The following is a 14,106-nucleotide window of genomic DNA, read 5'->3' as shown; positions in this document are numbered from 1 at the left end:
TGTGACCGAGATTACACAGTTGCGTCAGGGTTTCGCGTCGCTGCGGGAAGGCGGCCTGAACTGGGACGCCTTCCCGCTCCGGCTCTTCGCGAAGGGCAACGCAGCGCACTGGGATCCGATGGACATCGACTTCTCCCACGACGCCGAGGACTGGGCGTCGCTCAACTCGGAACAACGCCGCAGTTCGACCTATCTGGTCGCGTTGTTCGTCGCCGGCGAGGAGGCCGTCACACAGGACATCCTTCCGTTCCTCCGCGCCATGGAAGCGGAGGGCCGGTTGGGTGACGAGATGTACCTGACCCAGTTCTGCTACGAGGAGGCCAAGCACGTGCAGGTGTTCCGTCGCTGGATGGACACCGTGGGACTGACATCCGACCTGCACCCGTTCGTTGCCGAGAATCCCTACTACCGGCGGCTGTTCTACGAGGAACTGCCGCACAGCCTGCGCGTGCTCGATCGAGATCCGTCCCCGGCCAATCAGGTCCGCGCGAGTGTCACCTACAACCACGTCATCGAGGGCAGTCTCGCGCTGACGGGCTACTACGCGTGGCAGAAGGTGTGCACCAAGTACGGGATCCTGCCGGGCATGCAGGAGATCATCCGGCGGATCGGCTCCGACGAGCGCCGGCACATGGCCTGGGGCACGTTCACCTGCCGACGGCATGTGGCAGCGGACGACTCGAACTGGAACGTCGTGTTGCAGCGGATGGAGGAGTTGCTTCCCCTCGCGACCGGAATGATCCAGTGGCAGAACGAGCAGTTCGACGAACAGCCCTACGGTCTCGACAACGACGAGTTCATCTCCTATGCGGCCGACCGGGCACAGAGACGGCTCGGCGCAATAGAATCCGCGCGCGGACGCCCGCTGGAGGAGATCGATCTCGATTTCGCTCCCGCCGTGCTCGAGGACCGTTTCGGGGACGAGGACGCCGCCGCGCTCGCTGCGGTTCCGGCTCCCGACCGCACCCCGGCGGACTGAGCAGGGTCGATCGGAGACAGGAGATCGATCAGAGCAGCATGCCGGCGAGGATCGCGATCAGCACGAGAACGGCGACCACCCCGATGACGACCGTTCTCGTGTTGCCGGTGTTCTCGTCTGCGGTGCCCGTGGTGAGCACCGGAACGGGTGTGGCCTCCTTCCTCGCGGCTCCGCGGTTCTCGGCGGTGCTCTCGGCCCCGAGACGTCTCTCCTCGAGTTCGCGCAGCCGAGCGAAACCGCCGGTGAGTACGTCGGTTTCGTCGTAGGAAGGTGGAAGTCCGATCCGGGTCTTGTTGGTCTCGCGTGCCGGCGTGAATCCGGCCGCGAGGATCGCGGCGCCGAGCGCCGCCGTCTGTTCCGGGCCCGGCCCGACGAGGCTGCGCACCGTGAGCTTCGTGGCGAGGCTGTTCGCGATCTCCTGGATGTGGGTGCGATCTCGTGCGACGAGACCGTCGCCCATGACGACGACGGCCTCGAGATTGTCCGGTATCCAGCCGAACGATCCGAGGGCCGTGGCGAGTTGGGCTGCCGGGGACGGTGCGCCCTGGGCGGGGGTGCGGTAGGCCTTGCCGGCGGGCACGCCCGAGCGTACGAGGGTGACGGTCGAGCCGCCGTCGTCGAGATGGAAGACCCCCACGAGTTGGCCAGGGGTCTCGGAGATCTCGGAGGCGTACCAGGCGGCGGCCGCCTGCGCGTCGGACACGAGATCCACGTGCCGCAGATTCGCGTAGTCCAGGGCGGCACGCAAGGTCGCGATGGTGTCCGGATCCCAGTGCGACGGGTAGGTGGCGGCGTAGCCGGGGTCGCTGTCCCGGTCCATGCCGCCGAAGGTCGGCAACGGGTGGCACTCCCGCAACAGGCAGTGGATGGCGGTGGCCATCGCGTCCTCGGCGCGGTACATGCGACCGTCGCTCGCGGTGATGCCCGAGGCGTCGCCGACCCGCGTGAGGAAGCCCGCGATCGTGCGTGCTTCGTCCCCGTGCGCCACGCTGCCGAGCGACGTGTTGCCGTCGTGGTCGACGTGCAGGACGGAGTCGCGGGCGAGGACGACAGGGTCGGGAGTGCCGGGTTCGTTGGATGCGATGACCGCCGTGGACACGACTCGCCCGATCCGGAGGCCGACACCGATTGCCATGTCTTCCCTTCCTCGAGAGGCTGCTCGTCCGTCGTGCTGCCGAGGACCCGACTCGCTCCGGGTGCGCCGGACAAATGCACCGCTTCGGGCGCGAAGAACGATTGTGGCAGACAGGGAGGGAAGTGCCGACCTTACTTTCCGGTAAGTACGTGTTACAGTCCGTACCGCCGTGACGAGGGACACACGGTTCCGGTGGATCCAGGTGGAGGAACAACATGGTGGGGCGCGCTCGGAAGTGGATGGCCGCGGCGGTGACGACGACCGTCCTTGCCGGCGGAATTCTCGGAACCGCGGCGACAGCGGGAGCCGAGACGGACTTCTATCTCCCGCCCGACCCACTGCCGACGGGTGCTCCCGGCGACGTCCTGCGCACGGCACCGTCCGATCTGGCATTGCGCGCACCGGTCGCCGACGGCATCTTCCCGGGTCAGGGCACCAAGCTGCTGTACCGCAGCAACGACGCCAAAGGCGTACCCGACGCGGTGAGCGGCACCTACATCGAGCCGTCGACGCCGTGGAACGGTCCCGGCGACCGGCCGCTCGTCGCGCTGGCCGTCGGTACCCACGGTCAGGGTGACCAGTGCGCGCCGTCCCGCAATCTCGGCGCGCTCGTCAACTATAATCCGCCCCTCGACTTCTTCACCGAGTACGAGGTGCTGTCGATCAACGCGCTGCTGCTGCGCGGCATCGCCGTGGTCGTCACCGACTACGACGGTCTCGGTACGCCGGGGCACCACACCTACGTGAACCGCGCCGCCGAAGCCCACGCGGTGCTCGACTCGGTGCGCGCGGCGCTGAAGCTCGAGAACGCGTCGGTGACCGAGAACAGCCCGGTCGGCCTCTTCGGTTACTCGCAGGGCGGCGGTGCGTCGGGCGCTGCGGCCGAGCTCGCACCCGAGTACGCCCCCGAACTGAACCTCGTCGGCGCCTACGTGGGTGCTCCGCCCGCCGACCTCGTGGCCACGTTGAAGCAGATCGACGGCACGCTGCTCACCGGTGCCATCGGGTACACGATCAACGGTCTGGCCGACGCCTACCCGGAGATCCGCGACGAGATCGACGCCGAGATCAGTGATCGCGGCCGCAAGATGCTCGCGGCCGTGGCGAACCAGTGCGTCCCGGAGACGGTGGCGAATTTCGCATTCCAGCGCACCGGCGACTACACCCGCACGGGTGAGCCCCTCGATGTCGTGCTCGACCGCCTGCCCCAGGTCCAGAAGATCCTCGCGGAGCAGCGCATCGGCAACCGCACGCCTGCCGTGCCCGTCCTCCTCCAGCACGGCACGCAGGACGACACGGTCCCCTACGGTCAGGGCCGTCAGCTGGCGCTGGACTGGTGCGATCAGGGCGCGACGGTGCAGTTCCTGCCCAACACGACGCCGCCGATCCTGCCCGGCTTCATCATCAACCATGCGGTGCCCATGATCGGCGGACTGCCCGACTCCGTCGCGTACATCGAAGCGCGACTGCGCGGTGAGCCCGCACCGTCGAACTGTGGAGCCTTCTGACGCTCCTTCGAATCCGCAATCGATCCGGCCCGCACTCCCTTCCGGGGGTGCGGGCCGGATTCGTGTGCGGGGTCTACACCGAGTGACGGGTGTCGATGATCCGGCGCGCGACGTTCGTCTCGGTCGACGGGCCCGGTTCCCAGCGGGAGATCCACGGACCGGTGCCCTCGCTCGGATCGAGCACACCGCGCTCGAGCCACTCGTATCTGCCCTCGAGAACGCCGGCCGCGGTGCGACGATCCTCGGCGTCGGTGTTCGTCCACAGGGCGTCGAACAACTTCTCCACGCGCAGCCGCGACTGCTTGCAGAACGCGTCGGCCAGTTCGAAGGCCGTGTCGGCTCCCGGGTTCCCGTCGACGCGTTGCCGTTCGGCGCGCACGCACACGGCGGTCGCGGCGAACAGCTCGGCTCCGATGTCGACGATCCGTCCGAGGAAGTTCTCCCGCTTCTCGAGTCCGGCCTGCCAGCGGGCCATCCCGTAGAAGGTCGAGCGGGCGAGCTTGCGCGAGCTGCGTTCGATGTACCTCAGATGTGTTGCCAGAAAACCGAATTCGTTGTAGGTCCGCGGTAGCTGTCCCTTGCCGGTGACGAGTTTCGGGAGCCATCGGGCGTAGAACCCGCTCGCCCGTACCGCGGCCTGCGCCTTCTCCTTGCCCGTCGAATCGGGGTCGGCGAGTTCGCCGGCTGCGCGCAGGTGGGCGTCGACCGCCTCGCGGGCGACGAGGAGACGCATGATCTCGCTCGACCCCTCGAAGATGCGGTTGATCCGCAGGTCGCGGACGAGTTGCTCTGCGGGAACGGCCCGTTCGCCGCGCGCCGCCAGCGACTCGGCGGTCTCGTAGCCGCGTCCGCCGCGGATCTGCACGAGTTCGTCGGCGATGAGGCATCCCATCTCGCTCGCCCACAACTTCGCCAGTGCCGCCTCGATGCGGATGTCGTTGCGCTGTTCGTCGTTCATCTGGCCCGACAGTTCGACGACGGACTCGAGTGCGTAGGTGGTCGCGGCGATGAACGAGATCTTCGCGGCGACGGCCTCGTGCTCACCGACCGGCTTGCCCCACTGCACCCGCTCCGACGACCATTCGCGGGCGATCTTCAGCGCCCACTTGCCGGCACCCGAGCACATCGCGGGGATGGCGAGGCGACCGGCGTTGAGCGTCGTCAACGCGATCTTCAGCCCATCGCCCTCACGTCCGATGAGGTTCTCCTTCGGAACCCGCACCTTGTGCAGCCGGGTCACGCCGTTCTCGATGCCGCGCAGGCCCATGAAGGAGTTGCGGCGTTCGACGGTGATGCCGGGTGAATCCGCTTCCACGACGAAGGCGGAGATCCCGCCGCGATGGCCCTCGCTCTCCGGTACGCGGGCCATGACGACGAGCAGTTCGGCGACCACCCCGTTGGTCGTCCACAGCTTGACGCCCTCGAGTTCGTAGGCGCTGCCGTCCTCGACCGGGATGGCGGTGGACGCGAGTCGGGCGGGGTCGGACCCGACGTCGGGCTCGGTGAGCAGGAAAGCCGAGATGGCGCCGCGCGCGCATCGCGGCAGGAAGCGCTGCTTCTGCTCAGGGGTGCCGGCGAGCTCGAGCGGTTCCGGCACACCGATCGACTGATGGGCCGACAGCAGCGCGCCGATGCTGGGATGCACGCAGGCGACGACCGTCAGGGCCCGGTTGTAGGCGACCTGCGACAGCCCGAGGCCGCCGTACTCCTGCGGGATCTTCATGCCGAAGCAGCCGAGTTCGGCCAGCTCGCGGACGTATTCGTCGGGTATCCGCGCGTCGCGTTCGATGCGGCTGCCGTCCATCGAACTGCACGCGGCGCGCAGGCGTGCGAGGAACTCCTCGGTACGGGAGTCCTCGTCGGGTGTCGGTCGCGGGAAGGGGTGGACGAGGTCGAGGGTGAGCCGTCCGAGGAACAGTTCCTTCGCGAAGGACGGCTTGTTCCACTCGGATTCGCGCGCCTGCTCCGCTACTTCACGAGCCTGCCGCTCGGTGACCTGTGGGGTTCGGGCATCGGCGCTCTCTGCCATGACTGCCTCCGGGTCGCGTGCCTACTGGTGAGTATGCACCCGGATGTGCCTCTTATCACAGGTTCGGCCGAGTCGATCATGAAGCAGTCGGATGTGAACTAGATCACTACCGCGGAAGTCGTCGGGGACGTGCGGGTACTCCCGGACGCGCCTACGCTCGAATAGTCACCGACGACGTGCCCCGCCCGTCACTCGCCGATCCCCATCGCGGATCGGAACGGAGGTGGCCATGGAATTCCTGGCCTTCGTCCCCGTCCTGCTCACTTTCCTCGGCGCGCTCTACTTCGCGGCGTGCCTCATCGTCGACCGCGAGATCCGATCGGCGGAACGAGAATTCGGCACCGCGGACGGCGATCAGGCCTCCGAGGTGTCGGTGGACTCGGGGGAGACCGGCGTCGAGGCGGCCTCGTCGGTCGTCGTCGCCGCGGACTCCGCGGGCCGCACGCGCGGCGGTTCCGGAGCGATCGGAGGGTGATCCGGCCGTCGTCGCCGGTAGAACACGACCCCGCCTGCGGCCACGACGGCAACCGCGCCGGCGACGACGAGACCGAACCGCCTGCCCGTGCGCTCCGGACGAGAGGACGACTTCGCGGCACACCGCTCGGCCGCGGCCCGCCGGGCCACCGAGAGCAGTTCGCCCGCGACGTCCAGACCCTTGCGTGCTGCGAACAGTCCGGCCGCACTCGAGCCCTGCGCGAGAGCTACCGCGCCCTCGCCGGCCACGCGGAGAGCACCCGCGAGATTGCCGGATTCGTCGTGACGTCGCACGAATGCCGGAAGCCACACGTCGTCGGTCTCGGCATGAATCAGCTTGCTCATGCGTCCACTCTTCCATACCGCCCGGACCTGTGGTCGTGACCGGAGAGCGTGTCCCGCGCCGCCTGTCCTGCCCGGGAAGCGGGCAATGGCACCATGGTGGGGTGACTTCACCGCATCAGACAGCAACGGCCACGCTCCACACGAACCGCGGCGACATCGCGATTGCGCTTTTCGGCAACCACGCGCCGAAGACCGTCGAGAACTTCGTCGGCCTGGCTCAGGGCACCAAGGAGTACAAGACCCAGAACGCCAAGGGCGAGACCAGCGGTCCGTTCTACGACGGCGCGGTCTTCCACCGCGTCATCGACGGCTTCATGATCCAGGGTGGCGACCCCACCGGCACCGGCCGCGGCGGCCCGGGCTACCAGTTCGCCGACGAGTTCCACCCCGAGCTGCAGTTCGACCGCGGCTACCTGCTCGCGATGGCGAACGCCGGCCCGGGCACCAACGGCTCGCAGTTCTTCATCACCGTCGGCCCGACCCCGCACCTCAACCGTCGCCACACCATCTTCGGTGAGGTCGTCGACGCCGAGTCGAAGAAGGTCGTCGACGCGATCGCGACCACCGCCACCGACCGCGCCGATCGCCCGGTCGACGACGTCGTGATCAACAGCATCACCATCTCTTGAGAGAGTTCCCATGACGAACCCCGGCTGGGGCTCCGCGGCCGAGGGTGGTGGCCCGCAACCCCAGCCGCGGTGCGTTCGCCATCCCGACCGCCCGACCCTTCTCGCCTGCTCCCGATGCGGCCGGCCCGCGTGCCCCGAGTGCCTGCGTCCCGCCTCGGTCGGTCAGCACTGCGTCGACTGCGTCGCCGCGGCCGAACGGTCGACACCGCAGGCCCGCACCATCGCCGGCGCGCCCGTCCGTTCCGATCGGCCCTCGCCGATCGTGACGTACGTGCTCATCGCGCTGAATGTGCTCGTCTTCGGCATCACCGCCGCGCAGTCGGGCAGCGTGATGACCAACGAGCAGGGCTCGGCGCTGTTCCTCGACTGGGCGTTGTGGCCGCCCATCATCGCCGCGCACGGCGAGTACATCCGGATCCTCGGCAGCGGATTCCTGCACTTCGGCCTGCTCCATCTGGCCGTCAACATGTTCGCCCTGTGGGTGATCGGACGCGACACCGAACTCGTGCTCGGACGCGCCCGGTACCTCTCGGTCTACCTCGTGTCGATCCTCGGCGGGTCCGCCGCAGTGATGTTCATGGAGACCGGAGCGGTCACCGCCGGAGCGTCGGGAGCGGTCTTCGGTCTGCTCGGCGCGCAGGCCGTCATCCTGCTGCGCCTGCGTCGCAGCCCGGCACCCGTGCTGACCATCGTCGGCCTCAACGTGATCATCAGCATCACCGTCCCGGGCATCTCCCTGTGGGGTCACCTGGGCGGTCTCGTCGCCGGTGCCGCCGCGACAGCGGCCCTGCTCTACGCCCCGCAGTATCTCGGTGCCGGCACCGACCGGGACCGCATCGTGCGCACCGGATGGATCGCGCTGGTCGCGGTCGTCGCGGTGACGCTGGTCGCGATCGTGCTCGCCGTCGTGCGGCTACGCGATCAACTGGGTGTCTGATCGGGCGCGAGATCGCGCATGGCCAGCGCGGCGTGCACCTTCCGCGGGTCGGTGCCCAGATCCCACCGGCCGAAGATCATCAGGTTCTCCGTGCCGGTCGCGGGGTCGATCGTGTCGATCTCGAGCATCGGCACGCGCCGCCCGAAGCGCGTGTACTCGACGATCCGCACGCGGTGCAGGGCCGCGCGCGGGAACTCGCGACGACCCGTCAACCGCATCGTCGCGATCCCCGTTCCTCCGGGAAGCACTTCGAGACGCGGACGCTGCCGCAGCGCGAGCGCGACCATCACGAGGACGAGCACCGCCGCGAAACCCACCAGTACGCGACCGGCCGCGTCGGGAACCGCAACCGCGGCGGTCACGGCCAAGGCGATACCGGCGGCCGACAACGCCGCTATCGCGGCGGGCGGCGTCGCCCACCGCAGCGGTGTCTCGTCGGGCATCTGCGTCCTCTTCCGATCCGTTCCCCGGGGACCTCTCACCGGTTGTGCACAGTGTTATCCCCAGGTGGGGATGAATAACATCGGTGTAACCCGAGCGGGGTGGAGGTCAGCGCCAGTTCATCGTCATGATCAGACCGACCACCATGAACCCGAAACCGATCAGGAAGTTCCAGGCACCGAGATCGTTCATCCATGTGATCTGCTCGGCCGCGAGGTAGTAGACGATCAGCCACAGCAACCCGATGACCATCAGGGCGAGCATCACCGTCACGTACAACGTGCTCGACGGCGTGCCCTTGACCTTCACCGGTGTGCGGCTCACCGTCCGGGTCGCGGAGACGTCCTTCTTGCGAACCTTCGACTTGGGCATGGTGTCCTCGTTCTCACGTCTCCACCCGTCGTACACGGATGGAGTGGTCGGTCAACTACCTGTTGAGATCACGCTAACGTAAGGCCAGGATCGGAGGTACGACGTGTCGGAACGACGACTGCGCGCGCCCGTGTGGGGTGTCGCGACCCTCGCCGTCTGCCTCGTGGCCGGTCTGCTCGTGGGTACCACTCGCGGAGTGTCCGAAGGCGACGAACTGCGCGCCGGCGACTCCCCGCGACTGTCCGATCTGGTCCGGGCCGCGCAGGAGAAGGCCGACGAACTGGCCGCCACCCGAGACGATCTCACTACCCGCATCGACGAACTCCAGGACCGTGCCGCGGTGAACGACGAGGACGTCGCCGCGGTGCTCGACGACCTGTCCGCGATCGAGGACCCGGCCGGACTCGTGGCCCGCCGCGGTCCGGGTGTGACCGTCACTCTCACCGACGCACCCCGCGACGCCAACGGACGCTATCCGTCCGGTGCCTCACCCGACGATCTCGTCGTGCACCAGCAGGACGTGCAGAGCGTGCTCAACGCGATGTGGGCCGGCGGTGCCGAGGCCGTGGCCATGCAGGATCAGCGGATCGTCGCGACGTCGGCGCCACGCTGCATCGGCAACACGCTGCTGCTGCACGGACGCACCTACTCACCGCCCTATGTCGTCACCGCGCTCGGCGACCCGGCACGGCTGCAGGCCGCGCTCGACGCCGAGCCCGGTATCCGCATCTACAAGCAGTACGCGGCCCGCTATCAACTCGGCTACACGCAGCAGGCGTCGGAGGATCTGTCGGTCCCCGCCTACACCGGTAGTTCGTCCGCGCGCTGAGCGGTGCCCGGGAGCACTGTCCGAATCGGGCCACCGGGCGGGTCGCCCTCTGCCGGCCACCGGGCGGGTCGCCCTCTGCCGGCCACCGGGCGGGTCGCCCTCTACCGGCCACCGGGCGGGTCGCCCTCTACCGGCCACCGGGCGGGTCGCCCTCTACCGGCCACCGGGCGGGTCGCCCTCTACCGGCCACCGGGCGGGTCGCCCTCTACCGGCCACTGAGTACCCTCGTCTCATGCGCATTCTCGTCGTCGACAACTACGACAGCTTCGTCTTCAACCTGGTCCAGTATCTGGGGCAGCTCGGAACGACGGCCGACGTGTGGCGCAACGATGACGAGCGGCTCACCGCACCGGGTGCTCTCGCGCGGGTCGCGAAGGAGTACGACGGCATCCTCCTCAGCCCAGGGCCGGGCACACCCGAACGCGCCGGGGCGAGCATCGATCTGGTCAAGGCATGTGCCGACAGCAGCACTCCGCTGCTCGGTGTGTGCCTCGGCCACCAGTCCATCGGTGTCGCGTTCGGCGCGACCGTCGATCGCGCCCCCGAGCTGCTGCACGGCAAGACCAGCCTGGTTCGTCACAATGGTGCCGGTGTGCTCGCGGGCCTGCCCGATCCGTTCACCGCGACCCGCTACCACTCGCTGACCGTGCTGCCCGAGACGATGCCCGCCGAACTCGAGCCCACCGGCCACACGGAGACCGGCATCGTCATGGCCCTGCGTCACGCCGAGCTGCCGATCCACGGTGTGCAGTTCCACCCCGAATCGGTGCTCACCCAGGGCGGTCACCGCATGCTCGCGAACTGGCTCGCGGCCTGCGGCGAGGCACCGGACGAGACGCTCGTCGCGCGCCTCGAGGCGCAGATGGCACGCGCGCTCGACGGCGGAGCCGCCTGACGCACCCATTTCCGACGAGAAAGGCGCCGGTCCTTCGAGGATCGGCGCCTTTCGTCGAAAGCTCGTTCAGCGGATGCCGAGCACACCGACGCCCACGGTGAGGGGCTGGTTTTTCGAGATCTCCGAACCCGGCGGCTGGGCCTGCGTGATCACGGTGCCGACGAGATCGACATCGAGTGTCGCCTCACGCGTCTGCTGGAGCTGAGAGGCGTTGCCCGTCCAGCCGGCGCCGCGCAGAGCGGCGAGTGCATCCGACACCGACCGGTTGGTGACGACGGGCATCTCGATGCGGTCGCCGTTGGACACCCGCACCGTCACCGTCGACCCCTGTTCGGTGGAGGCGCCACCGGCCGGACTCGTCGAGACGACGGTGCCCTCGGTCTCGCTGGAGTCGATGTTCTCGACGACGACCTCGAAACCGGCACCCTCGATGTTGTCGCTCGCCACCTCGACGGTTTGGCCCACGACGTTGGGGACGCGCACCAGTTCGGGGCCGGATCCCAAAGTGATGGTGATGGGGCTGTCGCGGTCGACGCTGGCTCCCGCACCGGGGCTCTGGTCGACGACGAGGTCCTCGTCGTCGGCATTCGACGGAGCACGTCCGACGTTGGGGTCGAGCCGGAGACCGGCGGCGGACAGCTCCTGGGCTGCGCGTTCCTGCGTCATGCCTTCGAGCCGCGGGATCTGCACCTGTTCCGGTCCTGTCGAGACCTCGAGGGTGACGGTCGAACCCTCCTCGGCCTGGCTCCCGGGCACGGGACGGGTGTTGATGACGTTGCCGTTCGCGACGACCGGATCGCTCTTCTGCTGGATCGAGACCCGGAAGCCGGCGTTCTGCAGCTGGCTCTCGGCGAGCTCGGCGGAGACGTTGCGGACGTCGGGCACCGTGACCTGGGCGGCCGTCGAACCGGGTCCGAGCGACCACAGGAAGACGCCGACGATACCGACCACGGCGAGCGCGGCGATGCCGAGCAGCACCTTTTTGAGAACTGAGCCGCCGCCGGAATCCTCGGCGGGTGCCCCGGCGGCACCGGCGGCCGCGACGCGGCTGTGCCGCCCCGTGTTGTTGTCGACGGAGTCGATCAGCGTCGTGCGGTCCTCGTCGGTCATCACCATCGGCGCACTCGGACGCTGCCCGCTCAGCACGCGGATCAGGTCGCTGCGCATCTCCGCGGCCGACTGGTAGCGGTTCGCGGGGTTCTTCGCCATCGCCTTGAGGATCACCGAGTCGAGCTCGGGCGGCACCGACGAATTCACCGATGACGGCAGCGGCGGATCCTCCCGCACGTGCTGGTAGGCCACCGCGACGGGCGAGTCGCCTTTGAAGGGGGGCTCGCCGGTGAGGATCTCGAACAGGACGCAGCCCACCGAGTACACGTCGGACCGGGCGTCGACCTGTTCACCGCGCGCCTGCTCCGGGGAGAGGTACTGTGCGGTGCCGATCACCGCGGCGGTCTGCGTCATCGGGCTCGCGGCGTCGGAGATGGCCCGGGCGATGCCGAAGTCCATGACCTTCACCGCGCCGGCCTTGTTGATCATGACGTTGGCCGGCTTCACGTCGCGGTGCACGATCATGTTGCGGTGGCTGAAGTCCAGGGCCGCGCACACGTCGGCGATGATCTCCATCGCCCGCTTGGGGGTCATCGGCCCGTCGGCGCGCACGATGTCGCGCAGCGTGTCGCCCTCGACGTACTCCATGACGATGTACGGGAGCGGCCCGGCCTCGGTCTCGGCCTCACCGGTGTCGTAGACGGCGACGATCGCCGGATGGTTCAGCGCAGCGGCATTCTGCGCTTCGCGCCGAAAGCGCAGGTAGAACGTGGGGTCGCGTGCGAGGTCGGCGCGCAACACCTTGATGGCCACATCCCGGCCGAGCCGCAGATCCCGCGCGAGGTGCACCTCGGACATACCGCCGAAGCCGAGGATCTCACCCAGCTCGTAGCGGGAGGAGAGCTTGCGGGGTGTGGTCATGACGTTCCTTGGTTGTTCGTACCGTTGCTGGTTTCGGATGAATTGTCGTCCCCTCCACCGGCGGCCTCGGGGTCGGTCTCGTCGTCGCCGTTACCCTCCGCGCCGCCCGTGCCGCCGTCGCCGCCACCCGTGTCCTCCGCTGTGGTGGTGGTCGTCGTCGTGGTCGGGGCGGTCGTGGTGGTGGGCGGTTGCGTCGTGGTCGGCTCGGTCGTCGGCTCCACCGTGGTCGTCGGCGGCTGCGTCGTCGTCGTGGTCGGAGGAGGCGTGAAGGTCTCCGTCTCGACGGGCGGCGGCAGCGGCACGAACGTCGTCGTGGTGGTCAGCGGCGGACGGGTCGTCGTGGTGGTCGCGCGGGTCGTGGTGAGTTGCGTCGTCGGAGACGGAGCGCGCGGGGTCTCCTCGTCGTCGCCACCCAACAGCACGATTCCCAGCGTCACGAGGGCGAGCACCACTGCCGCACCTGCGGCCCAGGCCAGCGCTGTGGGACTCGGGGACCGTCGTCCGTCATCGTCGGCGGGCACTCCCGTAGTCGGCGGACCTGCCACCGGCGGACGGCCGGCGGTCGGCGGCTGAGCCGAGCGGGGAACCGACGAATAGGCCGTCTGGTCGTACTGCGTCGGGTGCAGGGCACGGGTCGAAGAAGTGTGGGCCGTCGTGCCGGGCACGCCGGGCGGAAGCACGCGGTTGGCGCTGGTCACCGGCGGCACGTTGCCGGGCGGGGGCACGGGCCGTCCGGACCGCACCGCAGCGACGGCGTTGGCGAATTCGCCACCGTTCGAATAGCGGTAGGCCGGGTCCTTCGACATCGCGATCTCGATGAGTTCGCGCACCTCGGGCGGAAGATCCGTCGGCAGCGGCGCCGGGGTCTCCTGGACATGCTTCATCGCGACGGTCACGACGCTGTCGCCGAGGAACGGACGGCGTCCCGACAGCACCTCGTAGCCGACGACGGCCAGCGAGTACACGTCGCTCGCGGACGTCGCCTCCTGACCCAGTGCCTGCTCGGGAGCGATGTACTGTGCGGTGCCCATCACCATGCCGGTGCGGGTGACCGGGGAGGCGTCGACTGCCTTCGCGATACCGAAGTCGGTGATCTTCACCTGGCCCGTCGGGGTGATGAGGATGTTGCCGGGCTTGACGTCGCGGTGCACCACGCCGGCGTTGTGGGCCGCCTGCAGGGCGCGTCCGGTCTGCTCGAGCATGTCGAGCGCGTGCGGCAGCGACAGGCGTCCGAGCCGCGACAGGACGGCGTTGAGCGGTTCGCCGTGTACGAGTTCCATCACGAGATAGGCGATGGACTGGCCCTCGGCGTCGGTGGTCTCGCCGTAGTCGAACACCCCGGCGATGCCGGGATGGTTGAGCTGGGCGGTGGTGCGGGCCTCGAAACGGAACCGGGCGAGGAAGTCCTCGTCGCCGGACAACTCGGCCTTGAGGACCTTCACCGCGACCCGCCGGTCGAGCCGGGTGTCGAGTCCTTCCCACACCTGACCCATTCCGCCGGTCGCGATGAGTCGCTGGAGACGGTAACGGTCGGCGATCATGGCGCCGCTGCTCAGAGCCAT

General features: G+C 68.7%; 13 protein-coding genes. 6 read left to right on the top strand and 7 right to left on the bottom strand.

Features of this window, described 5'->3' with window-relative positions:
* The first annotated feature begins 1 nt into the window (after position 1).
* A complete protein-coding gene (locus M3330_RS11525; RefSeq protein ID WP_006550930.1) occupies positions 2–979 on the top strand; it encodes a R2-like ligand-binding oxidase in 978 nt (325 codons plus the stop codon).
* A gap of 28 nt (positions 980–1,007) precedes the next feature.
* Here the strand turns inward: M3330_RS11525 and M3330_RS11520 are convergent, their stop codons facing one another.
* Positions 1,008–2,114: a hypothetical protein gene (locus tag M3330_RS11520; protein WP_006550931.1), complete on the bottom strand. Its 1,107-nt coding sequence runs from the start codon at positions 2,112–2,114 to the stop codon at positions 1,008–1,010.
* A gap of 215 nt (positions 2,115–2,329) precedes the next feature.
* On the opposite strand from M3330_RS11520, the gene M3330_RS11515 reads away from it, so the two are divergent.
* Positions 2,330–3,622, top strand: a complete 1,293-nt coding sequence (locus M3330_RS11515) for a lipase family protein (protein ID WP_039584445.1) — start codon at positions 2,330–2,332, stop codon at positions 3,620–3,622.
* A 73-nt stretch (positions 3,623–3,695) separates the two neighbouring features.
* Here M3330_RS11515 and M3330_RS11510 read toward each other — a convergent pair whose 3' ends face one another.
* Together M3330_RS11510 and M3330_RS11505 are read right to left on the bottom strand one after the other, a co-directional pair.
* The gene (locus tag M3330_RS11510) at positions 3,696–5,651 is read right to left on the bottom strand and encodes an acyl-CoA dehydrogenase family protein (protein ID WP_255028762.1); all 1,956 of its coding nucleotides are present in this window, start codon (positions 5,649–5,651) and stop codon (positions 3,696–3,698) included.
* Positions 5,652–6,005: 354 nt separating this feature from the next.
* Entirely contained in the window at positions 6,006–6,470 is a 465-nt protein-coding gene (locus M3330_RS11505; protein WP_006550934.1) for a hypothetical protein, read from the bottom strand.
* 101 nt (positions 6,471–6,571) lie between these two features.
* On the opposite strand from M3330_RS11505, the gene M3330_RS11500 reads away from it, so the two are divergent.
* Positions 6,572–7,099 (top strand): peptidylprolyl isomerase, encoded by a 528-nt coding sequence (locus M3330_RS11500; RefSeq protein ID WP_024102562.1) that lies wholly within the window; start codon positions 6,572–6,574, stop codon positions 7,097–7,099.
* A gap of 10 nt (positions 7,100–7,109) precedes the next feature.
* Positions 7,110–8,036, top strand: a complete 927-nt coding sequence (locus M3330_RS11495) for a rhomboid family intramembrane serine protease (RefSeq protein WP_006550936.1) — start codon at positions 7,110–7,112, stop codon at positions 8,034–8,036.
* Here the strand turns inward: M3330_RS11495 and M3330_RS11490 are convergent.
* Positions 8,021–8,479 (bottom strand): PH domain-containing protein, encoded by a 459-nt coding sequence (locus tag M3330_RS11490; protein ID WP_039584447.1) that lies wholly within the window; start codon positions 8,477–8,479, stop codon positions 8,021–8,023. The genes M3330_RS11495 and M3330_RS11490 overlap by 16 nt on opposite strands.
* A gap of 106 nt (positions 8,480–8,585) precedes the next feature.
* A complete protein-coding gene (gene crgA / locus M3330_RS11485) occupies positions 8,586–8,849 on the bottom strand; it encodes a cell division protein CrgA (RefSeq protein ID WP_006550938.1) in 264 nt (87 codons plus the stop codon).
* 103 nt (positions 8,850–8,952) lie between these two features.
* On the opposite strand from crgA, the gene M3330_RS11480 reads away from it, so the two are divergent.
* A complete protein-coding gene (locus M3330_RS11480) occupies positions 8,953–9,678 on the top strand; it encodes a DUF881 domain-containing protein (RefSeq protein ID WP_039584449.1) in 726 nt (241 codons plus the stop codon).
* A gap of 232 nt (positions 9,679–9,910) precedes the next feature.
* Entirely contained in the window at positions 9,911–10,573 is a 663-nt protein-coding gene (locus M3330_RS11475) for an aminodeoxychorismate/anthranilate synthase component II (RefSeq protein WP_006550940.1), read from the top strand.
* A gap of 66 nt (positions 10,574–10,639) precedes the next feature.
* Here M3330_RS11475 and pknB read toward each other — a convergent pair whose 3' ends face one another.
* A complete protein-coding gene (pknB, locus tag M3330_RS11470; RefSeq protein ID WP_231412465.1) occupies positions 10,640–12,544 on the bottom strand; it encodes a Stk1 family PASTA domain-containing Ser/Thr kinase in 1,905 nt (634 codons plus the stop codon).
* The gene (locus M3330_RS11465) at positions 12,541–14,106 is read right to left on the bottom strand and encodes a serine/threonine-protein kinase (protein ID WP_024102565.1); all 1,566 of its coding nucleotides are present in this window, start codon (positions 14,104–14,106) and stop codon (positions 12,541–12,543) included. The genes pknB and M3330_RS11465 overlap by 4 nt, the downstream gene beginning before the upstream one ends.

It is taken from the genome of Rhodococcus sp. GA1, assembly GCF_024321955.1.
Taxonomy (GTDB): domain Bacteria; phylum Actinomycetota; class Actinomycetes; order Mycobacteriales; family Mycobacteriaceae; genus Rhodococcus; species Rhodococcus pyridinivorans.
The sequence above is the reverse complement of the archived record's forward strand: the minus strand, read 5'-3'. Positions and strand labels throughout refer to the sequence as shown.